The sequence below is a fragment of the Streptomyces sp. NPDC096136 genome, from assembly GCF_044763325.1.
Taxonomy (GTDB): Bacteria; Actinomycetota; Actinomycetes; order Streptomycetales; family Streptomycetaceae; genus Streptomyces.
This window is the reverse complement of the sequence record NZ_JBIWFZ010000009.1, coordinates 128,889-149,955: the sequence shown is the minus strand read 5'-3', so window position 1 is coordinate 149,955 and position 21,067 is coordinate 128,889. Positions and strand designations below refer to the sequence as shown.

Genomic DNA, 21,067 nt, shown 5'->3' with positions numbered 1-21,067 from the left:
GATGCGGTCGGTCGTCGGGCGGTCCTGGTCGGGCGGTCCTGCGGCGGTGATCGGCTGGCACTCTGCTCGCCCGAGTGCCAGAGAACCCCCGGTCAGTGTACGGCCGGGTAGTGCGCCGCAGGCAAGGGCGGCCCGCCAGGGTAGCGTCGCGGCATGGAGATGCGATGGGAAGAGGCGGGCTGGGAACGGCTGACCGGGCGGGCGGGCCGACGACGGCTCCCGGTGTGGGACTGCACGGTGGGGCTGGTGGTGGGGGACGACTCGGTGCTCCTGATCGACCCCGGGTCGAGCGTCCGGGAGGGCGCGGGGATCCGGGCCGAGGCGGAGCGGCTGACCGGCCGGCACGTGACCCATATCGCATTCACCCACGGACATTTCGACCACGTACTGGGCGGCTCCGCCTTCGCGGGCGCCCAGTTCTACGGGGCGGTCGGCCTGGACCGGCTGGTGGGGACGTCCGCCGGCCGGGAGGAGCTGCGGGCGGGCGCGGTGGCCCAGGGCCTGGCGGAGGACGAGGCCGCCGAGGCCTGCGACCTGCTCAAGGCTCCGGCGCACCTGGTGTCGGGCGAGTGGACCCTGGAGCTGGGCGGGGTGCAGGTGCTGCTGGCCAATGTGGGGCCCGCGCACTCCCAGCACGACCTGGCCGTCTTCGTGCCGGGCGAGCGGGAGACGGTGTTCTGCGGGGACCTGGTCGAGGAGTCCGGGGAGCCGCAGGCCGGATCGGACGCGGTTCCGGGCCAGTGGCCGGCCGCCCTGGACCGGCTGCTGTCGCTGGGCGGGCAGGACGCGCTGTACGTACCGGGTCACGGAGCGGTCGTTGACGCGGACTTCGTGCGTGCGCAACGCGACACACTGGCGGACCGGTTCGGCGTGTCGCGGGCGTGAGGACGGCCGCGCTCCTAGTGTCGGCCGGATGCGCGAGTACTCCCCCGACCTGACCCCGCAGTGGAAGCGCCCCAAGGCCGTGCCGGAGGTGCCGGCCGACCCCGATCTGGTGGTCGAGGTGGCGGGCACGGACTTCTGCGGTGCGGTGGTCGCGTGCGAGGCGGGCACGGTGACCCTGGAGGACCGGTTCGGCAGGCGGCGGGTGTTCCCGCTGGAGCCGCGGGGCTTCCTGCTCGACGGTGCGGTGGTGACGCTGACCCGCCCCGCGCGGGCTCCGGCCGCGCCGGCCCGTACGGCCTCGGGCTCCGTCGCCGTCCCGGGGGCGCGGGCCCGGGTGGCGCGGGCGGGGCGGATCTATGTGGAGGGGCGGCACGACGCCGAGCTGGTCGAGCGGGTGTGGGGCGACGACCTGCGGATCGAGGGCGTGGTGGTGGAGTACCTGGAGGGGATCGACGACCTCGCGGCCGTGGTGGCGGAGTTCGCCCCGGGGCCGGACGCCCGTCTGGGGGTCCTGGTGGACCATCTGGTGCCGGGGTCGAAGGAGTCGCGGATCGCGGCGTCGGTGACCTCGCCGGACGTTCTGGTGGTGGGCCACCCGTACGTGGACGTCTGGCAGGCCGTGAAACCGTCGGCGCTGGGCATCCGGGCGTGGCCCGAGGTGCCGCGGGGGCAGGACTGGAAGACGGGCGTCTGCCGGGCCCTGGGCTGGCCGCAGAACACGGGGGCCGCCTGGCAGCACGTCCTGTCCCGCGTGACGTCCTACCGCGACCTGGAGCCGACGCTGCTGGGGCGGGTGGAGGAGCTGATCGACTTCGTCACGGCCGCCGGTGCCGCTTGAGCTCGGGCAAGGTGGCGAACTCGCTGGAGTCCAGCCGGACGTCCAGCACGTCCAACGGCGGGGGATCGCCGAACCTGTGGGTCCGCCGACGCATGCGTCCGGCCTCGTCGGCGGCAGCCTGGGGACAGCCCAGGCAGCCGCAACGGATCGCGTAGGCGTTCACCCCACCGGGTGATCAGTCCACCAGGTCCCGCACCACCGCGTCCGCAAGCAGCCGCCCGCGCAGGGTCAGGACCGCGCGCCCGGCCTCGTACGGGGCCGCCTCCAGCAGGCCGTCGGCCAGGGCGCGGCGGGAGGCCGCCAGGCCCGCCGGGGCCAGCAGGGACAGCGGGACGCCGTCGACGAGGCGGAGCTCCAGCAGGATCCGCTCCACCCGCCGGTCCTCCTCCGACAGGAGCTCGCGCCCCGCGCCCGGGGAGCGTCCCTCCGCCAGGGCGGCGGCGTAGGCGCCGGGGTGCTTGACGTTCCACCAGCGGACCCCGCCCACGTGCGAGTGGGCGCCCGGGCCCGCGCCCCACCAGTCGGCCCCGCGCCAGTACAGCTCGTTGTGCAGGCAGCGGCCGGCTTCTGAGGTGGCCCAGTTCGACACCTCGTACCAGGAGTACCCGGCCCGCTCCATGACCTCGTCGGCGATCAGGTACCGGTCGGCGTGGACGTCGTCGTCGGTCATCGGGACCTCGCCGCGGCGGATCCGGCGGGCCAGCTGGGTGCCCTCCTCGACGATCAGGGCGTAGGCGCTGATGTGGTCGGGCCCGGCGCCGAGCGCGGCCTCCAGGGAGGCCCGCCAGTCGTCGTCGGACTCGCCCGGGGTGCCGTAGATCAGGTCGAGGTTGACGTGCTCGAAGCCCGCCGCGCGGGCCTCGGCCACGCAGGCCTCGGGGCGGCCGGGGGTGTGGGTGCGGTCGAGGACCTTCAGGACGTGCTGCCGGGCGCTCTGCATGCCGAAGGAGATCCGGTTGAACCCGCCCGCGCGCAGCTCCGCCAGGTACTCCGGGTTCACGGACTCGGGGTTGGCCTCGGTGGTGACCTCGGCGTCCTCGGCCAGGCCGAACTCGTCGCGGATCGCCGCGAGCATGCGGACGAGGTCCCCGGCGGGCAGCAGCGTGGGCGTGCCGCCGCCGACGAAGACGGTCCGCACGGCGCGCGGGTCGTCCCCGAGCACCTTGCGGGCCAGGCGGACCTCGTCGATCAGCGTGTCGGCGTAGTTCTCGCGCGAGGCGAGGACGCCGCCGGTGCCGCGCAGCTCGGTCGCGGTGTAGGTGTTGAAGTCGCAGTACCCGCAGCGCGTGGCGCAGTACGGGACGTGGAGGTAGAACCCCAGCGGCCGCCCCCCGGCGCCCGCCAGGGCGTGCGACGGCAGCGAGCCGTCTTCGGGCATGGGTTCACCGTCGGGCAGTGCGGAAGGCATGGACCCATTGTCCCGCACCGCCCCATGGTCGTTTACGCCCTCGTCCGCGCCTCGTCCGCGCCCTCGTCTACGCCTCGCGGGACCCGGCGTACATCTCGTCGATGAGGTGCTTGAACTCGCGCTCGACGACCGGCCGCTTCAGCTTGAGGCTGGGCGTGAGGTCGCCGTGCTCGACGTCGAGGTCGCGCGGGAGGATCCGGAACTTCTTGATCGTCTGCCAGCGCTGGAGGTTCTCGTTGAGGGTCTGGACGTAGGTCTCGACCAGGCGGTTGGTCTCGGGCGCGGCCAGGACCTCGCCGTACGTCTTGCCCTCCAGGCCGTTCTCGGCGGCCCAGCCGAGGATGGCGGGCTCGTCGAGGGCGACCAGGGCGGAGCAGAAGTTCCGGTCGGCGCCGTGGACGACGATGGAGGAGACGTACGGGCAGATCGCCTTGAACTGGCCCTCGATCTCGGCCGGGGCGACGTACTTGCCGCCCGAGGTCTTGATCAGGTCCTTCTTGCGGTCGGTGATGCGCAGGTAGCCGTCGGGGGAGAGCTCGCCGATGTCGCCGGTGTGCAGCCAGCCGTCGCTCTCCAGGACCTCGTCGGTCTTGTCGGGCTGGCGGTGGTAGCCCTGCATGATGCCGGGGCCGCGCAGCAGGACCTCGCCGTCGTCGGCGATGCGGACCTCGGTGCCGGGCAGGGGCTTGCCGACGGTGCCGGTGCGGTAGGCCTCGCCCGGGTTGACGAAGGAGGCGGCGCTGGACTCCGTGAGGCCGTAGCCCTCCAGGATGTGGATGCCGGCGCCGGAGAAGAAGTAGCCGATCTCGGGGGCCAGCGCGGAGGCGCCGGAGACGGCGGCGCGCAGCTTGCCGCCGAAGGCCTCACGGAGCTTGGAGTAGACGAGCGCGTCGGCGACCTTGTGCCGGGTGGAGAGGCCGAAGGGGGCCGTGGCCCGGCCGGTGCGGCGGTAGTTGTCCTGGGTGACCTTGGCGTACTCGCGGGCGACGCCGGCCGCCCACTGGAAGATCTTGTACTTGGCGCCGCCGCCGGCCCGGGCCTTGGCGGCCACGCCGTTGTAGACCTTCTCGAAGATGCGGGGGACGGCCGCCATGTAGGTCGGCTGGACGACCGGCAGGTTCTCGATGATCTTGTCGATGCGGCCGTCGACGGCGGTGACGTGCCCGACCTCGATCTGGCCGGAGGTGAGGACCTTGCCGAAGACGTGCGCGAGCGGCAGCCACAGGTACTGCACGTCATCGCTGTGGATCATGCCGGTGGCGACGGTGGCCTTGGCCATGTACGACCAGTTGTCGTGCGGGAGGCGGACGCCCTTGGGGCGGCCGGTGGTGCCCGAGGTGTAGATGAGCGTGGCGAGCTGGTCGGCGGTGATGGCCGCGATCCGGTCCTTGACGGCCGCCGGGTGCTGCTCCAGGTACTCGTTGCCGCGCGCCTCCAGCTCGGCGAGGGAGAGCACCCAGCCCTCCGGGTCGCCCTCCGCGGCGACGGCGTCGGCGGCCTCGACGACGACCACGTGGGCGAGGTCGGGGAGGTCGGCGCGACGCTCGCGGGCCTTGGCCAGCTGCGCGCCGTCCTCGGCGATCAGCACCCGGCTCTCGGAGTCCGAGAGGATGAAGGCGGACTCCTCCGCGTTGGTGCTGGGGTAGATGGTGGTGACGGCGCCGCCGGCGCACATCACGCCCAGGTCGGCGAGGATCCACTCGACGCGGGTGTTGGAGGCGAGGGCGACGCGCTCCTCGGGGCGCAGGCCGAGGGTGATCAGGCCGGCCGCGATGGCGAAGACCCGGTCGGCGGCCTGCCCCCAGCTGAGCGACTTCCAGTCGTCGGGGCCGCCCTCGGGGCGGGCCGAGGGCACGGGGTAGCGGTAGGCCTCCCCGTTCGGCGTGGCGGCGACGCGGTCAAGGAAGAGGGCCGCCACGGTGGGCGGGCGGTTCTCGATCAAGGTCTGTGTGTCGCTCACGACATCCTCCGGACCGGGTCCACGCGGGCAGGGCGTGGGCGTGGGGCGCTTGGGACTGGCGGGTGCAGCCGCCGGGTACGCGACCGGCGTGCTTCGTTACCGGCCGGTTAACTGGCCGGTAACCGTCGGGCTTTGATCAGGGTAGAGGTCGCCCGGCCGGTGCGTAAGGGCCCCCGAGCGGCCGCTTCATAACGAAAAGGGCCCCCATGCGTGTGCATGTGGGCCCCTTTCGCGCGACATGGGACGGCGCGGCTACTTCTTCTTGCCGCTGGACTCGTCGCTGGAGAGGACGGCGATGAAGGCCTCCTGCGGCACCTCCACGGAGCCGACCATCTTCATGCGCTTCTTGCCTTCCTTCTGCTTCTCCAGCAGCTTCCGCTTACGGGAGATGTCACCGCCGTAGCACTTGGCGAGGACGTCCTTGCGGATCGCGCGGATGGTCTCGCGGGCGATGACGCGGGAGCCGACGGCCGCCTGGATCGGCACCTCGAAGGCCTGCCGCGGGATGAGCTCGCGCAGCTTGGCGACCAGGCGCACGCCGTAGGCGTAGGCGGCGTCCTTGTGGCAGACGGCGGAGAAGGCGTCGACCTTGTCGCCGTGCAGCAGGATGTCCACCTTGACCAGGCTGGAGGCCTGCTCGCCGGTGGGCTCGTAGTCCAGGGAGGCGTAGCCGCGCGTCTTGGACTTCAGCTGGTCGAAGAAGTCGAAGACGATCTCCGCGAGCGGGAGCGTGTAGCGGATCTCGACGCGGTCCTCGGAGAGGTAGTCCATCCCGAGCAGGGTGCCGCGGCGGGTCTGGCAGAGCTCCATGATCGCGCCGATGAACTCGGTGGGCGCGAGGACGGTGGCCCGGACGACCGGCTCGAAGACGTCCTTGATCTTGCCTTCGGGGAACTCGCTCGGGTTGGTGACGGTGACTTCCTTGCCGTCCTCCAGCACCACCCGGTAGACCACGTTGGGCGCGGTGGCGATCAGGTCGAGGCCGAACTCGCGCTCCAGGCGCTCGCGGACCACGTCCAGGTGGAGCAGGCCGAGGAAGCCCACGCGGAAGCCGAAGCCGAGCGCCGCCGAGGTCTCCGGCTCGTAGACGAGCGCGGCGTCGTTGAGCTGGAGCTTGTCCAGGGCCTCGCGCAGCTCGGGGTAGTCCGAGCCGTCGAGCGGGTACAGGCCCGAGAAGACCATCGGCTTCGGGTCCTTGTAGCCGCCGAGGGACTCGGTGGCGCCACCGACCTGCTGGGTGATGGTGTCGCCGACCTTGGACTGGCGGACGTCCTTCACGCCGGTGATCAGGTAGCCCACCTCGCCGACGGACAGGCCGTCGGCCGGCAGCATCTCGGGCGAGTTGGTGCCGATCTCCAACAGCTCGTGCGTGGCGCCGGTGGACATCATCCGGATGCGCTCGCGCTTGTTGAGCGTGCCGTCGACGACACGCACGTAGGTGACGACGCCCCGGTACGAGTCGTAGACCGAGTCGAAGATCATCGCGCGGGCGGGGGCGTCCTTGACGCCGACCGGGGCCGGGACGGTGGCGACGACCTTGTTGAGCAGGGCGTCGACGCCGAGGCCGGTCTTCGCCGAGACGCGCAGGACGTCGTCGGGGTCGCAGCCGACCAGGTTCGCGAGCTCCTCGGCGAACTTCTCCGGCTGGGCGGCCGGCAGGTCGATCTTGTTCAGGACCGGGACGATCGCGAGGTCGTTCTCCATCGCCAGGTACAGGTTGGCGAGGGTCTGGGCCTCGATGCCCTGGGCGGCGTCCACCAGGAGGATCGTGCCCTCGCACGCCGCGAGGGAGCGCGAGACCTCGTAGGTGAAGTCGACGTGCCCGGGGGTGTCGATCATGTTCAGGATGTGCGTGGTCCCCTGGCCCTCGCCCTCGGTGGGGGCCCACGGCAGGCGGACCGCCTGGGACTTGATCGTGATGCCGCGCTCACGCTCGATGTCCATGCGGTCGAGGTACTGGGCGCGCATCTGCCGCTGGTCGACGACGCCGGTGAGCTGGAGCATCCGGTCGGCGAGGGTCGACTTGCCGTGGTCGATGTGCGCGATGATGCAGAAATTGCGGATCAGCGCCGGGTCGGTACGGCTCGGCTCGGGCACGTGGCTGGGGATGGCGGGCACGCAGTGTCCTGATTCTCGGGTCGCTGTCGGATCTGCTGTCGAACGGTACGCAGGCTCCCATGGTCCCATGGACCGGGCGATGCGCTCGGTTTGGGCCGGTAGGAGCGCGCCTGGTAGCCTGGGTGGCTGTGTCTCGCATGCCCTCTCAGCAGACGAGGCACATCCGGAAAAATACTCTGAACCTGAAAAGGCTCTTTCGTGGCGAACATCAAGTCCCAGATCAAGCGGAACAAGACCAACGAGAAGGCCCGCCTTCGCAACAAGTCGGTCAAGTCCGAGCTGCGCACCTTCATCCGCAAGGCCAACGAGGCCATCCTCGCCGGCGACGCGGAGAAGGCCACCGCTGCGGCCCGCCTGGCTTCCAAGAAGCTGGACAAGGCCGTCTCGAAGGGTGTCATCCACAAGAACGCCGCCGCCAACAAGAAGTCGGCGCTGGCCTCCAAGGTTGCCGCCATCTGAGGTTCCGCACTCGATGTGAACGCCGGGAAGGACCCAGCGGGCCCTCTCATCCGCTCCTGACCGGCACCCCGCGCCGCACGCGGCCTGCGTTCGCCACGCGGGTGCGGCGCACACAGCAGTGACCGAAGGCCCCGGCCTCCGCCCTTCCCCAGGACGGTGGCCGGGGCCTTCGCGTGTCTGTGTTCCCGCCGTCCCCGCCGTCCCCGCCGTCCCTGCCGTCCGCCGCCCGGGAGGGAGCCCGGCAGGGCCTCGGCGAGGCCCCTGCGGGCTCCCCGAGCCGCCTCAGCGGCGCTGCGGCCTGGCGGCCCGGGCCACCGCCACGACGGCCTTCTCCAGCGCGTACTCGGGGTCGTCCCCGCCGCCCTTGACGCCCGCGTCGGCCAGGGCGACCGCGCGCAGCGCCTCCGAGACCCCGTCCGCCGACCAGCCGCGCATCTGCTGCCGGACCCGGTCGATCTTCCACGGGGGCATCCCGAGGTCCCGGGCGAGGTCGCCGGGGCGTGCTCCGCGCGGGGCGGAGGCCAGCTTGCCGATCGCCCGGACGGCCTGCGCGAGCGCGCTGGTGATCAGCACCGGCGCCACCCCGGTGGCCAGGGACCAGCGCAGGGCCTCCAGGGCCTCCGCCGCCCGTCCCTCGACCGCCCGGTCGGCCACGGTGAAGCTGGAGGCCTCGGCCCGGCCGGTGTAGTAGCGGCCGACCACGGCCTCGTCGATGGTGCCCTCGACGTCCGCGCACAGCTGCGCCGCCGCGCTCGCCAGCTCCCGCAGGTCGGCGCCGATCGCGTCGACCAGGTTCTGGCAGGCCTCGGGGGTGGCCGAACGCCCCAGCGCCCGGAACTCCCCCCGGACGAAGGAGAGCCGGTCCGCGGCCTTCGTCATCTTCGGGCAGGCGACCTCCCGAGCCCCCGCCTTGCGGGCGGCGTCCAGCACGGCCTTGCCCTTCACCCCGCCCGCGTGGAGGAGGACGAGCGTGATCTCCTCGTACGGTGCGGCGAGGTAGGCCTTGACCTCCTTCACCGTGTCCGCGCCCAGGTCCTGCGCGTTGCGCACGATCAGGACCTTGCGCTCGGAGAAGAGCGACGGGCTCGTCAGCTCCGCCAGGGTGCCCGGCTGGAGCTGGTCGGAGGTGAGGTCCCGCACGTCCGTGTCGGCGTCGGCCGCGCGGGCGGCCTTCACCACGTCCCGGACGACGCGGTCGAGCAGCAGGTCCTCCTGCCCCACCGCGAGGGTGAGCGGAGCGAGGGGATCGTCGGTGGGGTTCTTCCTGGTGGCCATCGGCTCCAGCATCCCACGCCGCACTGACAGCAACCGGCCCCCGGTGCCCGAGAATGGTCCGGTGAACCTGCGACATGTACTGGTCCTGCCCGACCGCGACGCCGCCGAGGAGGTGGCCCAGGAGGCCGTCGACCGCTTCGGCCTCCCCGAGGAGCCCCAGCTGGTGCGCGACGCCCTGGCCGGCGAGGACGACGCCGAGGACGCCCAGTGGCTGGTGGTCGTCGAGGACCCGCGGGAGCGGCTCGACACCGCCGTACTGGACGAGCTCGCCGCCGCGTACGAGGGCTGGCTGGAAGCCCCCTGAGCCGGGCGGCGCCGCCCTCAGGCCTTGTGGACGATCTGGACGTCCAGCGCCACTTCCACGCTCGACCCGATCGCCGCGATCCCCTGCGCCAGCACCGACTGCCAGTTCAGGGTGAAGTCCTCGCGGTGCAGCTCGGCCGTGGCCCGGCAGGCGGCGCGCGGCTCGCCCTCCAGGCCCGTGCCGACGCCCAGGTACTGGGTGTCGAGGGTGACGGAGCGGCTCACCCCGTGGAGGGTCAGGGCGCCCGCGACCGCCCAGCGGCTGCCGCCGCGGTGGATGAACCGCTCGCTGTAGAACTCCACCGTGGGGTAGCGGGCCGCGTCCAGGAAGTCCGCCGAACGCAGGTGGTCGTCGCGCATCCGCAGCCCGGTGTCGATGCTCGCCGCGTCGATGATGACGTGCATGGAGGAGTCCTCCATGCGCTCCGCGATCCGCACCGCGCCGGCGAAGGTGGTGAACCGGCCGTGGATCCGGGCGAAGCCGATGTGCTTCGCCGTGAACCCGATCGAGGAGTGGCTCGGGTCCAGCTCCCAGTGGCCGGGCTGCGGGAGCACCGGCGGCTCCACCGAGTCCAGGATGATCTCAGCGGTGCCGGGCTGCGCCGGGTCCCCCACGAGGGTCGCGCCGTGGAACGAGGCGTAGCCCTCGGCGCTGACCGACAGCCGGTACTCCCCCTCCGGCATGGCCGCCGTGAACCCCCCGTACGGGTCCGTCTCCCCGCTGACGACCCGTCGGCCGATCGGATCGGTCACCTCGAACTTGGCCTGGCGGATGGGCTGGTGGACCGTGTCGAGGACCCGGCAGCTCAACAGGCGTGCCGTGGGCGGCAGTGTCAGTGTGGCGGACGTCTGCGAACTGCCGCTCCCGGCCGAATCCGTCCCCCGTCGGCGACCGAACATGGCTGATGCACCCCCGTGCTGTGTGTACTTGGTCGGTTCTGGCGAAGAGGCATTCGATCATGCTGTCGGGTTGTGGGCAAACAGAGCGGTCACGCCCGGTATGACCGCGCCTTTTCGGACGCCGCCCGGCCGGAAAGGCACGCACCCCCGCACCGCCTCCGCAGACGGCCACGGAACCGTCCTCGTCGGTGCGCAGCACGGCCGCCCCAAGGGCTCTGAGCCGCGCGAGGGTGCCCCGCGCCGGATGCCCGTAGCGGTTGCCGGCACCGACCGGGACCAGGGCGAGCCGTGGCCTGATCCGATCGGTGAGGCCGGGGTCCTGGTGCGCCGAACCGTGGTGGGCGACCTTGAGCACGTCCACCGGACCCAGCTCCGGATGCTCCCTCAGCAGGGCCTGCTGGGCGGGCGGTTCGAGGTCCCCCAGCAACAGGAACGTCAGCCCTGCCGTGCGCGCCAGCAGGGCCACGCTGGCGTCGTTGGGCCCCTGCGGCGGCGGCCCGGACGCCGACGGCCACAACACCTGCCACTCCAGCCGCCCCGCCCTCCGCCGCTCCCCCGCCACGGCCTGCACCACGGGCACCCCGGCCCTCGCCGCCACCCGCCGCACCAGCGCCGCCCGGGCGGGCGGATCCGCGAACGCGGTGGTCTGGATCACACCCACGGAACGGCCCCGCAGCACCCCGGACAGCCCGCCCACGTGGTCGGCGTGAAAGTGCGTCAGCAGCAGCAATGGGACGCGTTTCACACCGAGGGCCCGCAGACAGGCGTCCACCGGACCCGGCTCGGGCCCGGCGTCCACCACGACGGCCTCCTCCGGCCCCACGGCGAGCGCGGCGGCGTCCCCCTGCCCCACGGCGCACTGGACGTAGCTCCAGCCGGGCGGCGGCCAGCCGGTGAGCACACGGGTGAGCTGCGGCGGCCGCACCACCGCGACGAGCAGCACCACCACCACGGCCGCGCGGACCGCGCGCCCCCGCCCGAACCGGACCCCCAGCCACACGAGGGCGGCCGTGACCGCCGCCAGCAGCAGGCCCCCTCCCGGCCCGCCCGGCCACGGCAGCTCCGCCCCGGGAAGCCGCGCCCCGGCCCGCGCGACGGCGGCGATCCACCCGGCCGGCACCCCCGCGCACCGGGCGAGCAGCTCCGCGACGGGCACGCTCAGCGGGGCCGCGGCGAGCGCGGCGAAGCCGAGCACCGTGGCCGGCCCGGCGGCCAGCTCCGCCAGCAGGTTGCACGGCACGGCGACCAGGCTCACCCGGGCCGACAGCACGACCACCACCGGGGCGCACACGGCCTGCGCCGCGGCGGCGGCCGCCAGGGCCTCGGCGAGCCGCGGCGGCACCCCCCGCCCCCGCAGCGCCGCCGCCCAGCGCGGCCCGAGCGTGAGCAGCGCCCCGGTGGCCAGCACCGAGAGCAGGAACCCGTACGCCCGGGCCAGCCAGGGGTCGTACAGCACGAGGAGCAGCACCGCCGCGGCCAGCGCCGGGAGCAGGGACCTGCGCCGCCCCGTGGCCAGGGCCAGCAGCGTCACGGCCCCGCAGGCGGCGGCCCGCAACACGCTCGGATCGGGCCGGCACACCACGACGAACCCCAGCGTCAGGGCCGCCCCGCACAGGGCGGTGAACCGCAGCGACAGCCCCAGCCGGGGCGCCAGCCCGCTCCGCTCCGCGTACTGCGCCCGTCCCGGCGGCCCGATGAGCAGGTACAGCACCACGGTCAGGTTGGAGCCGGAGACGGCCAGCAGGTGCAGCAGGTCGGTGGCCTCGAACGCGTCGTGCAGGTCGGTCGGGACCCTGGAGGTGTCCCCCACCACCAGCGCCGGCAGCAGGGCTCCCGCGTCCCCGGGGAGCCCCTCGGAGGCCGTGCGCAGCCCGGCCCTGAGCGTCCCGGCGATCCGCTGCGCGGGGTCCGGGCCGCCCGTCACCCGGGGCGGGACGTCCCCGGCGGGCCGGAGCAGCGCCACGGCCCGCTCGCCGTCCCGCGCCGGGGCCAGCCGGGCCGCCACCGCGACCCGGGTCGAGGGCTGCAGCCGGGCCCACCCCGGATGCCCGGCCAGCACCCGTACCGGGGTCCTCACCCGGGTGGAGGCGCCGTCGGGACCGGTCACCCCGGTCACCACCGCGTCCAGCACCACCACGGGCGGCCCGCTCCCGCTCCGGGCGGCCCGGGGATCGGAGCCCACGGTGAGCTCGGCGCGCACCCGGGCGTGCTCCCCGGCCAGCCGGGCCACGGGCCCCGCCCGCGCCTCGGCCCGCTCCAGGCCGGCCACCCCGGCCCCGGCGGCCGCGCACAGCAGGGCGGCGGCCACCGCCGTACCGGCCCGCCACACCGGGCCCGTCCCGCGGCATCCGGCCACCAGCGACACCCCCGCCGCGGCCACCGCGGCCACCGCCCCGACGGCGCACCACCCGCCCGGCACCCCGAGCCCGAGGGCGGCCGCGCCCCAGGCGGCCAGAGCCGGCACCACGAGCCGCAGGTCCACCGGCCCAGCCCGCTCGACCCCACCCCCCTCCGGCCCGAAGTCCGCCACGCCACCCCCGGCCCCGCTCCCCGGCACCCCGCCACCCCCGGGCCCGACAGCCGCCCGCCCGCCACCCTCCGGCCCGACGACCGCCGCACCGCCACCCCCGACCCCGCTCCCCCGCGCACCGCCACCCCCGGGCCCGACAGCCGGCCGCCCACCGCCTTCCGCCCCGGCCCCGCGGCCCTGCCCGGCCCCCGTTCCCAGCCCCAGCCCTGTTCCCGGCCCCGGCCCCGGCCCCGGCCCCGGCCCCCCGACGGTGCTCACAGCCGCACCAGCTTCCGCAGCTCGGCGAACCTGCGCTCGCCGATGCCGTCGACCTGCCGGAGGTCCTCCACGGTCCGGAACCCGCCCTTGGCGGAGCGGAACTCCACGATGTGCCGGGCCAGTACGGGGCCGACCCCCGGCAGCCCGTCCAGCTGCTCGACGGTCGCGCTGCCGAGGCTCAGCGGGCCGGGGCCCGGTCCGCCGCCGGCCCCCGCGCCGCCGGGCGGCGCGGGCTGTGCGGTGACGCCCACCAGCACCTGTTCGCCGTCCACCAGGAGCCGGGCCCGGTTGAGCCCGGTGGTGTCCGCCCCCGGCCGCACTCCCCCGGCCGCGGCCAGGGCGTCCTCCACCCGCGAGCCGCCGGGCAGCCGCCGCACACCCGGATCGCGGACCTTGCCGCCGACGTCCACCACGATGCGGCCGCCCGGCCCGCCGGACCCCGCTCCCGCCGCCGGCGGCGGGGTCGCGGGCGGCGCCGGGGCGAGCACCGCGGGCGCCGTCACCGTCTGCGGCCGGGCCGCCGCGTACTGCTGGACGGCGAACCCCACCGCCACGGCCAGCACCACGCCCACGGCGGCCACCGCCCGGGGCTCCACCCCGCACCGGGCCTGCACCCACACCGGCAGCCGCTCCCGCACCGCCAACCACCTCCCCGCCCCGGGCACGGCCCCGGGCTGCGGCGGCGAAGCCCCCGGCGGGGCACCGGCCGGCCCCGCACCGGCCCCCCGCTCCGCCACGGGCACAGCCGCGGGCGAAAGCACCGGAGGCTCGGGCCGGACCCGCTCCGCAACCGCGGCCGGAACCGGCCCCGGGACCGGCGGCGAAGCCCCCGCCAGCAGCACCTCCGCCCTGCGCCGCACGGCGACGGGGTCGGGGCGGGGCCGGGACCGGGACCGGGGACCGCCCTGCTCGCGCGGAGCGGCGGGCGGCCGCCGGCGTTCGGTGGATCCGGGGCGTCCCGAGGGGCGCTGAGCACGCGTTCGAAGAGTCATGCCCCGACGCTAGGGCCGGTCCCCGGCACCCTGCTCGGACCCCTCAATTCCGGTGCACAACCATCCCGTTGTGGAAATCCCCGCCACCCGTTCCGGTGAACGGCACGGCGAGGGAACCCGCCCGCGAACGGGGAGACCCGCCGCGAAGGCGTCAGCGCGGCGAGACGACCGCCGCCAGCAGCCCCGGCCCGGTGTGCGCGCCGATCACCGCGCCGACCTCGCTCACGTGCAGCTCGACCAGCCCGGGAATGCGCTCCCGCAGCCGCTCCGCGAGCTTCTCGGCGCGTTCCGGGGCCGCCAGGTGGTGCACGGCCACGTCGACGCTGCGCGCCCCGGCGCGCTCGACGGCGAGCTCCTCCAGCCGCGCGATGGCCCGGGAGGCCGTCCGGACCTTCTCCAGCATCTCGATCCGCCCGCCGTCCAGCGTGAGCAGCGGCTTGACCGCGAGCGCCGACCCGAGGAGGGCCTGAGCCGCCCCGATCCGGCCGCCGCGCCGGAGGTAGTCGAGGGTGTCCACGTAGAAGTACGCCGCCATCTCCGCGGCCCGCTTCTCGGCGGCGGCCACGGCCTCGTCGACGGAGCCGCCCGCCCCGGCGGTCTCGGCGGCGGCGAGGGCGCAGAAGCCGAGGGCCATCGCGACCATGCCGGTGTCCACGACCCGGACCGGGACCGGGGCGCTTTTCGCCGCGACCACCGCGGCGTCGTAGGTGCCGGAGAACTCGGCGGAGAGGTGCAGGCTCACGATGCCGGTCGCCCCGGCGTCCGCCGCCGCCCGGTAGGCCCGTACGAACTGCTCGGGGCCCGGGCGGGAGGTGGTGACCGGGCGGCGCTTCTGCAGGGCCGCGGCCAGGCTGCGGGCCGAGATCTCGGTGCCCTCCTCGAGGGCCTCGTCCCCCAGGACGACGGTCAGGGGGACGGCGGTGATCCCGTGCCGCGCCATCGCCGGAGGGGGCAGATAGGCCGTGGAATCGGTGACGATCGCGACATGGCGGGACATGAGCCGGAGGTTACCGCCCGAGGAGGCGATCCGGCAGCCCGGGCCACATCCGTCACCCCCGCCTCCCCGGATCACCCGGTCCGGGACTCCCCAGGTACCGGCTCCGCCCCGGCGCGCCGCTCAGGAAGTGGCCTCAGGCCTGGGGGCCTTCTGCCAGGGGTAGGCCACCGCGGGCCCGGAGGCGTCCAGCGCGGGCCGCTGCTGCCGCCCCGGGGCCCGTCCCTGCTCCGACGCGCCGGACGCACCACCGCCGGCACCACCGGCAGCCGACCGCTGCCCCGGCCCCTGCCCCTGCCCCTGCCCCTGCCCGGCGTCCCATGCCGCCGCGGCGGCGGCCAGGTCGTCGACCGACTCCCGGGACCAGTCGCGCAGCGCGCTCGACTCCACCTCGATCTGCGCCGACAGCGTGGCCAGGTCCTCGTCGGCGAACTGGCGGGCCCGGTCGCGCGCGGCCCACCGCAGCGAGTCGGCGGACTCGGTGATCTTGGCGGTGCGCTCCCGCAGCTCGGGCAGCCGCTGCGCGATCCGCTTGCGGTCGGGCTCCTGCTCCAGCCGCTTGAGCTCGTCGTCCAGCTCGTGCCCGTGCCGGCTCAGCCGCTCGAAGAGGGCGATCGACTCCTTCAGCGAGTCGTCGGCCTGGACGCCCTGGTAGAGGGCCGCCTGCGTGGCCCGCATCGAGGTCCGCAGGTCCAGCCGCAGCTGGGCCAGCCCGGCCGTGACCCCGACCTGGCCGAGGCTCTTGGCTTTGAGGGTGGTGTCCTCGACCGTCCGGCGGGCCTGCGTGATCGTCCGGTCCACACCTCGCTTGGCGGCGCCGACCGCCTTGACCGTGGCCCAGGCGCCCAGCCCCAGGAAGGCGAACAGCACCACCAGGGCAAAGATGATGACCAACGCGCCTACCTCCATGAGGTTCCCTTCCCCGGCCTTTTCCCGTCACCTCCACCGTAAACGCCACGGGCAGGTCGGGGGTCCTGTTCGAACCCCCAACCTGCCCGTACGGGATCACCCCGAGAGGCCGGCGCCCGGCCGGCCCCCCGGATCGGCCGGTGCTCAGATGACGATGTTCACCAGCTTCGGGGCGCGGACGATCACCTTGCGGATCTCGGCGCCGCCCAGTGCGGCCACGACGGCCGCGTCGGTGACCGCCAGCTGCTCCAGGTCGGCCTCCGAGATGGTCGGCGGCACCTCCAGGCGGGCCTTGACCTTGCCCTTGACCTGGACGACGCAGGTGACCGTCTCGTCCACGACGTACGCCGGGTCCGCCACCGGGAAGTCCTGGTGGACCACCGAGTCGGCGTGGCCCAGGCGGTGCCACAGCTCCTCGGCGATGTGCGGGGCCAGCGGGGCGATCAGCAGCACCAGCCGCTCGGCCACGGACCGCTCCAGCGGGCGGCCCGCCTTCGTCAGGGTGTTGTTCAGCTCGGTGATCTTGGCGATGGCGGTGTTGAACCGCAGGCCCGCCATGTCCGAGCCGGCCCCGTCGATGGCCTTGTGCAGGGCGCGCAGCGTGTCCTCGGCGGGCTCCGCGTCGACGACCGTCACCGCGCCCGTCTCCTCGTCCACCACGTTGCGCCACAGGCGCTGGAGCAGCCGGTACTGGCCGACCACGGCGCGGGTGTCCCACGGACGCGAAACGTCCAGGGGGCCCATCGCCATCTCGTACAGGCGCAGCGTGTCCGCGCCGTACTCCTCGCAGATCTCGTCCGGGGTGACGGCGTTCTTCAGGGACTTGCCCATCTTGCCCAGCTCGCGCTTGACCGGCTCGCCCTCGAAGAAGAACGCGCCGTCGCGCTCCTCGACCTCGGTGGCCGTGACCGGGAAGCCGCGCTCGTCACGGTAGACGTAGGCCTGGATCATGCCCTGGTTGAACAGCTTGTGGAACGGCTCGACCGAGGAGACGTGGCCCAGGTCGAACAGGACCTTGGACCAGAAGCGCGCGTACAGCAGGTGCAGCACCGCGTGCTCGGCGCCGCCCACGTAGAGGTCGACGCCGCCGTGCGGGGCGCTCTCGCGCGGCCCCATCCAGTACTGCTCGATCTCCGGGTCGACCAGCGCGTCCGCGTTGCTCGGGTCCAGGTACCGCAGCTCGTACCAGCAGGAGCCGGCCCAGTTGGGCATGGTGTTGGTCTCGCGGCGGTACGACCGCACGCCGCGGCCGTCGCCCAGGTCCAGCTCGACGTTGACCCAGTCGGCCTTGCGCGACAGCGGGGTCTCCGGCTGGGAGTCCGCGTCGTCGGGCTCGAAGGTGCGCGGCGAGTAGTCCTCGACCTCGGGCAGCTCCAGCGGCAGCATCGACTCGGGCAGCGAGTGGGCGACGCCGTCCTCGTCGTAGACGATCGGGAAGGGCTCGCCCCAGTAGCGCTGGCGGCTGAAGAGCCAGTCGCGCAGGCGGAAGTTGACGGTGCCCTCGCCCAGGCCCCGCTCCGCCAGCCAGTCGGTGATGGCGGCCTTGGCCTCGACCACGCCCAGGCCGTCCAGGGAAACGCCCTCGCCGGCCGAGTTGACCAGCTTCGCGTCGTAGGAGCCGAAGGCGTCGTCCCACTCGGCCGGGTCGGTGCCCCGGCCGTCCGTGGGCTCGACCACGCAGCGCATCGGCAGCTCGAAGGCCCGGGCGAACTCGAAGTCGCGGGCGTCGTGCGCCGGGACGGCCATGATCGCGCCGGTGCCGTAGCCCATCAGCACGTAGTCGGCGATGAAGACGGGTACGTTCTCGCCGCTGACCGGGTTGACGGCGTACGCGCCGGTGAAGACGCCGGTCTTCTCCTTGGCGTCGGCCTGCCGCTCGACGTCCGACTTGGAGGCGGCCTGCTTGCGGTACGCGGCGACGGCCTCGGCCGGGGTGGCGTGCCCGCCGGTCCACACGTCGTGGGTGCCCTCGGGCCAGGCGGCCGGGACGAACTCCTCGACCAGCGGGTGCTCGGGCGCCAGCACCATGTAGGTGGCGCCGAACAGGGTGTCCGGGCGGGTGGTGAAGACGGTGATGGCCTGGTCGCCCAGGGCGAAGTCGACGCGCGCGCCCTCGCTGCGGCCGATCCAGTTGCGCTGCTGCAGCTTGATGGCCTCGGGCCAGTCCAGCGCGTCCAGGTCGTCCAGCAGCCGGTCGGCGTACGCGGTGATGCGCATGTTCCACTGGCTCAGGCGGGACTTGAAGACCGGGAAGTTGCCGCGCTCGGACCGGCCGTCGGCGGTGACCTCCTCGTTGGCCAGCACGGTGCCCAGCCCGGGGCACCAGTTGACGGGCGCGTCCGAGGAGTAGGCCAGCCGGTACCGGTTCAGGACGTCGGCGCGCTCGGCGGCGGTCAGCTCGGCCCAGGCGCGGCCGCCGGGGACCTCACGGGAGCCGTTCTCGAAGGCGGCGACCAGCTCGGCGATCGGCCGGGCCTTGTTCGCGTCCGCGTCGTAGTAGGAGTTGTAGATCTGCAGGAAGATCCACTGGGTCCACTTGTAGTACTCGGGGTCGATCGTCGCGAACGAGCGGCGCTTGTCGTGGCCCAGGCCCAGGCGGCGCAGCTGGGCCTTCATGTTCTCGATGTTCGCCTCGGTCGACACGCGCGGGTGCGTGCCGGTCTGCACGGCGTACTGCTCGGCCGGCAGGCCGAAGGCGTCGAAGCCCAGGGTGTGCAGGACGTTGTGGCCGGACATGCGCTGGTGGCGGGCGTAGACGTCGGTGGCGATGTACCCGAGCGGGTGGCCGACGTGCAGGCCCGCACCGGAGGGGTACGGGAACATGTCCATGATGAACTTCTTGGGCCGGGCGACGACCGCCGGGTCGCCGGCCAGGTCACCGCTGGGGTTGGGCGCCTCGTAGGTGCCCTCCGCGTCCCATACGTCCTGCCAGCGTGCCTCGATGTCGGCGGCCATGGCAGCCGTGTAACGGTGCCCCTCGGCCGCCTCGGGGGCCGGGGTGTTCGTCTCGCTCATGATTCCTGAAGCTCCATCGATCGTCTCTGCCGTCTCTGCCTGCCCAAACGAAAAAACCCCTCGCACAGGAGGGGACGCCGCGCCGATGCCGACCTTCTCGGGGTCGGTGCTGCTCAGCGCGGCTCGGTAAGCAGAAGGCGTACGGCACGCATGGCGTCAGGGTACCGCAGGGGCCCCGACGGCCGCTCGATCGTTCCGCACGGTGAACACGGCGCGGACGGCCCCGCGGACGGGAAGGGACCACGACGAGAAGAGGGTCACCCGAACCGGGTGACCCTCTTCCACACTGTGGAGCTAAGGAGAATTGAACTCCTGACCTCCTGCATGCCATGCAGGCGCTCTACCAACTGAGCTATAGCCCCTTGTTTCTCTCTGCCGCCGGGCCCCTTCTCGGTTTCCCTTGCCGGTTCCCCCTGGCGACATCGAGAACATTACACGGTCCTGGCCCCAGACCAAAAATCGGTTTCCCGGGGCCCTGTTATGTCCGGTTCATCCCTCGTTGACCCGGTCAAGCCCGGGCGAACTGGTAGAAGCGCTTGAGCGTGCAGTGCTCGTCGAGGAGCCGGCCGTAGATCGGCTCGCCCTCCAGCTCCCGGTACGTCTCGATGGGGTCGCCTTTTATGATCAGCGCCCGCGCGCATTCCTCGCACCAGTACTGGTAGTCGGGGTTGACCGGCTCCATGTCCCGAACGATCGGCGTGCCGTTGTTGCACCAGTCGCACCGCCGCCGGTGTGCACCCATCCGTCAGCGACTCCCTCCCGCGTCGGACCGTCGTGTCCCCCTCCGGCCGTCCGATTCTGCCACGCCGGTCCCGGCGGGGGCAGCAAGCACAGAGGGAACAAACGCAAGGATCCCGCCCCCTGTTGGGGACGGGATCCTGATTGTGGAGCTAAGGAGAATTGAACTCCTGACCTCCTGCATGCCATGCAGGCGCTCTACCAACTGAGCTATAGCCCCGCTCTCCGCGGCGTTCCCCCCGTTTCCGGTGTTCTTCGCTGCGAACAAGAAGAACTCTAGCCTGTGACCAGCCGGAAAGTGAAATCCGGGGCGGAGCGGCCCCGCGGAGGGGCTCAGTCGTCGTCGCCGAGCACCGGTTCCGGCAGGGTGCCGGCGTTGTGCTCCAGCAGCCGCCAGCCGCGCGCGCCCTCACCGAGGACGGACCAGCAGCAGTTGGAGAGCCCGCCCAGGCTCTCCCAGTCGCGCGCCTCCAGCCGCAGCAGGCGGCCGATGGTCGTGCGGATGGTGCCGCCGTGGCTGACGACGACGAGCGTGCCGCCCTCGGGCAGCCGGTCGGCGTGGCTCAGCACCACCGGGGCGGCCCGGTCGGCGACCTCGGTCTCCAGCTCGCCCCCGCCGCGGCGGACCGGCTCGCCGCGCTTCCACGCCGCGTACTGCTCGCCGTACTTCTCGACGATCTCCTCGTGCGTCAGGCCCTGCCACTCACCGGCGTACGTCTCGCGCAGCGCCTCGGTGTGCGCCACGGGCAGGTGCGTGACGGAGGCCAGCTCGGCGGCCGTGGCCGCGGCGCGCTTCAGGTCGGAGGCCACGATGGCGTCCGGCTTCAGCGAGGCGAGCAGCCGGGCGGCGCGGCGCGCCTGCGCCAGCCCCGTCTCGGTCAGCTCGATGTCCGTGGAGCCCTGGAAGCGGCGCTCCAGGTTCCAGGAGGTCTGGCCGTGCCGCCAGAGGACGATCTTCCTGCCGGTGCGGGCGGAGCCGCCGGCACGCCCTCCCGTGCTGGTGGCCGCGCTCAGAACAGATCACCGTCCAGGTCGTCGTCGCCCTGCGCCTCGCGCAGCTTGGCGTGCTCCTCGGCCTTGCCGATGGTGAGCTTGGCGTCCTCGGGCAGCTCGATCTCGGGGCAGTCCTTCCACAGGCGCTCCAGCGCGTAGAAGACGCGCTCCTCGCTGTGCTGGACGTGGACCACGATGTCGACGTAGTCGAGCAGGATCCAGCGGGCGTCGCGGTCGCCCTCGCGGCGCACCGGCTTGGCGCCGAGCTCCTTGAGGAGCCGCTCCTCGATCTCGTCCACGATCGACTTGACCTGGCGGTCGTTGGGCGCGGAGGCGAGCAGGAAGGCGTCGGTGATCGACAGCACGTCGCTGACGTCGTACGCGATGATGTCGTGCGCGAGCCGGTCGGCCGCGGCCTGGGCGGCGGCGGTGATGAGCTCGATGGAGCGGTCCGTGGCGGTCACTGGCCATGCTTTCGGGTTGGCGGGCAGA

Annotated in this window: 16 protein-coding genes, 2 tRNA genes and 1 pseudogene; 4 read left to right on the top strand and 15 right to left on the bottom strand. The window is 73.4% G+C overall.

All coding sequences use genetic code 11. The features are described from left to right. Nucleotides 1-153 precede the first annotated feature (153 nt). Together ACIRBY_RS20480 and ACIRBY_RS20475 are read left to right on the top strand one after the other, a co-directional pair. Nucleotides 154-885, top strand: a complete 732-nt coding sequence (locus tag ACIRBY_RS20480) for an MBL fold metallo-hydrolase (protein WP_403902192.1) — start codon at nt 154-156, stop codon at nt 883-885. A gap of 28 nt (nt 886-913) precedes the next feature. After that, a complete protein-coding gene (locus ACIRBY_RS20475) occupies nt 914-1,723 on the top strand; it encodes a DUF3097 domain-containing protein (protein ID WP_403902191.1) in 810 nt (269 codons plus the stop codon). 175 nt (nt 1,724-1,898) lie between these two features. Here ACIRBY_RS20475 and hemW read toward each other — a convergent pair whose 3' ends face one another. The 3 genes from hemW to lepA form a co-directional block, all read right to left on the bottom strand. After that, on the bottom strand, nt 1,899-3,131 hold the full coding sequence (gene hemW, locus ACIRBY_RS20470; RefSeq protein ID WP_403902189.1) for a radical SAM family heme chaperone HemW: 1,233 nt from the start codon (nt 3,129-3,131) through the stop codon (nt 1,899-1,901). Nucleotides 3,132-3,198: 67 nt separating this feature from the next. After that, nucleotides 3,199-5,091: an AMP-dependent synthetase/ligase gene (locus ACIRBY_RS20465; RefSeq protein ID WP_403902188.1), complete on the bottom strand. Its 1,893-nt coding sequence runs from the start codon at nt 5,089-5,091 to the stop codon at nt 3,199-3,201. Between the two features lie 252 nt (nt 5,092-5,343). Then, complete coding sequence (lepA, locus tag ACIRBY_RS20460) at nt 5,344-7,209, bottom strand: translation elongation factor 4 (RefSeq protein ID WP_403902187.1); 1,866 nt, start codon at nt 7,207-7,209, stop codon at nt 5,344-5,346. Nucleotides 7,210-7,407: 198 nt separating this feature from the next. Between lepA and rpsT the strand changes: the two genes are divergently transcribed. Then, entirely contained in the window at nt 7,408-7,668 is a 261-nt protein-coding gene (rpsT, locus tag ACIRBY_RS20455; protein ID WP_030030523.1) for a 30S ribosomal protein S20, read from the top strand. A gap of 282 nt (nt 7,669-7,950) precedes the next feature. On the opposite strand, the gene holA is transcribed toward rpsT, so the two are convergent. After that, nucleotides 7,951-8,943, bottom strand: a complete 993-nt coding sequence (holA, locus tag ACIRBY_RS20450; protein ID WP_403902186.1) for a DNA polymerase III subunit delta — start codon at nt 8,941-8,943, stop codon at nt 7,951-7,953. Nucleotides 8,944-9,004: 61 nt separating this feature from the next. On the opposite strand from holA, the gene ACIRBY_RS20445 reads away from it, so the two are divergent. Further along, nucleotides 9,005-9,247, top strand: coding sequence for a hypothetical protein (locus tag ACIRBY_RS20445; RefSeq protein WP_403902185.1), 243 nt, complete (start codon nt 9,005-9,007; stop codon nt 9,245-9,247). Nucleotides 9,248-9,264: 17 nt separating this feature from the next. Here ACIRBY_RS20445 and ACIRBY_RS20440 read toward each other — a convergent pair whose 3' ends face one another. The 11 genes and pseudogenes from ACIRBY_RS20440 to rsfS all read right to left on the bottom strand — a co-directional run bounded on the left by ACIRBY_RS20440 (nt 9,265) and on the right by rsfS (nt 21,039). Further along, nucleotides 9,265-10,146, bottom strand: coding sequence for a YceI family protein (locus ACIRBY_RS20440; protein ID WP_403902184.1), 882 nt, complete (start codon nt 10,144-10,146; stop codon nt 9,265-9,267). A gap of 118 nt (nt 10,147-10,264) precedes the next feature. Continuing rightward, nucleotides 10,265-12,676: pseudogene (locus ACIRBY_RS20435) on the bottom strand (ComEC/Rec2 family competence protein); the annotation flags it as partial. Nucleotides 12,677-12,930: 254 nt separating this feature from the next. Beyond that, nucleotides 12,931-13,572 (bottom strand): helix-hairpin-helix domain-containing protein, encoded by a 642-nt coding sequence (locus ACIRBY_RS20430; protein WP_403902182.1) that lies wholly within the window; start codon nt 13,570-13,572, stop codon nt 12,931-12,933. Between the two features lie 505 nt (nt 13,573-14,077). Then, the gene (locus ACIRBY_RS20425) at nt 14,078-14,923 is read right to left on the bottom strand and encodes a DegV family protein (protein ID WP_403902181.1); all 846 of its coding nucleotides are present in this window, start codon (nt 14,921-14,923) and stop codon (nt 14,078-14,080) included. Between the two features lie 120 nt (nt 14,924-15,043). Then, nucleotides 15,044-15,829, bottom strand: coding sequence for a hypothetical protein (locus ACIRBY_RS20420; protein ID WP_403902180.1), 786 nt, complete (start codon nt 15,827-15,829; stop codon nt 15,044-15,046). Nucleotides 15,830-15,973: 144 nt separating this feature from the next. Beyond that, nucleotides 15,974-18,844, bottom strand: coding sequence for a leucine--tRNA ligase (gene leuS, locus ACIRBY_RS20415; protein WP_403902179.1), 2,871 nt, complete (start codon nt 18,842-18,844; stop codon nt 15,974-15,976). 289 nt (nt 18,845-19,133) lie between these two features. Further along, nucleotides 19,134-19,206, bottom strand: a tRNA-Ala gene (locus tag ACIRBY_RS20410). Nucleotides 19,207-19,352: 146 nt separating this feature from the next. Further along, on the bottom strand, nt 19,353-19,586 hold the full coding sequence (locus ACIRBY_RS20405; protein ID WP_007264019.1) for a hypothetical protein: 234 nt from the start codon (nt 19,584-19,586) through the stop codon (nt 19,353-19,355). Between the two features lie 143 nt (nt 19,587-19,729). After that, a tRNA-Ala gene (locus ACIRBY_RS20400) sits at nt 19,730-19,802 on the bottom strand. Nucleotides 19,803-19,915: 113 nt separating this feature from the next. Beyond that, entirely contained in the window at nt 19,916-20,596 is a 681-nt protein-coding gene (locus ACIRBY_RS20395) for a histidine phosphatase family protein (RefSeq protein ID WP_403902363.1), read from the bottom strand. Then, on the bottom strand, nt 20,593-21,039 hold the full coding sequence (gene rsfS / locus ACIRBY_RS20390) for a ribosome silencing factor (RefSeq protein ID WP_042815634.1): 447 nt from the start codon (nt 21,037-21,039) through the stop codon (nt 20,593-20,595). The genes ACIRBY_RS20395 and rsfS overlap by 4 nt, the downstream gene beginning before the upstream one ends. Nucleotides 21,040-21,067 lie beyond the last annotated feature (28 nt).

Bases quoted from the DNA above. Each gene is read 5' to 3' on its own strand.
- hemW (WP_403902189.1), bottom strand. From the start codon at position 3,131: ATGCCTTCCGCACTGCCCGACGGTGAACCCATGCCCGAAGACGGCTCG.
- ACIRBY_RS20475 (WP_403902191.1), top strand. From the start codon at position 914: ATGCGCGAGTACTCCCCCGACCTGACCCCGCAGTGGAAGCGCCCCAAG.
- leuS (WP_403902179.1), bottom strand. From the start codon at position 18,844: ATGAGCGAGACGAACACCCCGGCCCCCGAGGCGGCCGAGGGGCACCGT.
- holA (WP_403902186.1), bottom strand. From the start codon at position 8,943: ATGGCCACCAGGAAGAACCCCACCGACGATCCCCTCGCTCCGCTCACC.
- ACIRBY_RS20405 (WP_007264019.1), bottom strand. From the start codon at position 19,586: ATGGGTGCACACCGGCGGCGGTGCGACTGGTGCAACAACGGCACGCCG.
- ACIRBY_RS20440 (WP_403902184.1), bottom strand. From the start codon at position 10,146: ATGTTCGGTCGCCGACGGGGGACGGATTCGGCCGGGAGCGGCAGTTCG.
- ACIRBY_RS20425 (WP_403902181.1), bottom strand. From the start codon at position 14,923: ATGTCCCGCCATGTCGCGATCGTCACCGATTCCACGGCCTATCTGCCC.
- ACIRBY_RS20480 (WP_403902192.1), top strand. From the start codon at position 154: ATGGAGATGCGATGGGAAGAGGCGGGCTGGGAACGGCTGACCGGGCGG.
- ACIRBY_RS20420 (WP_403902180.1), bottom strand. From the start codon at position 15,829: ATGGAGGTAGGCGCGTTGGTCATCATCTTTGCCCTGGTGGTGCTGTTC.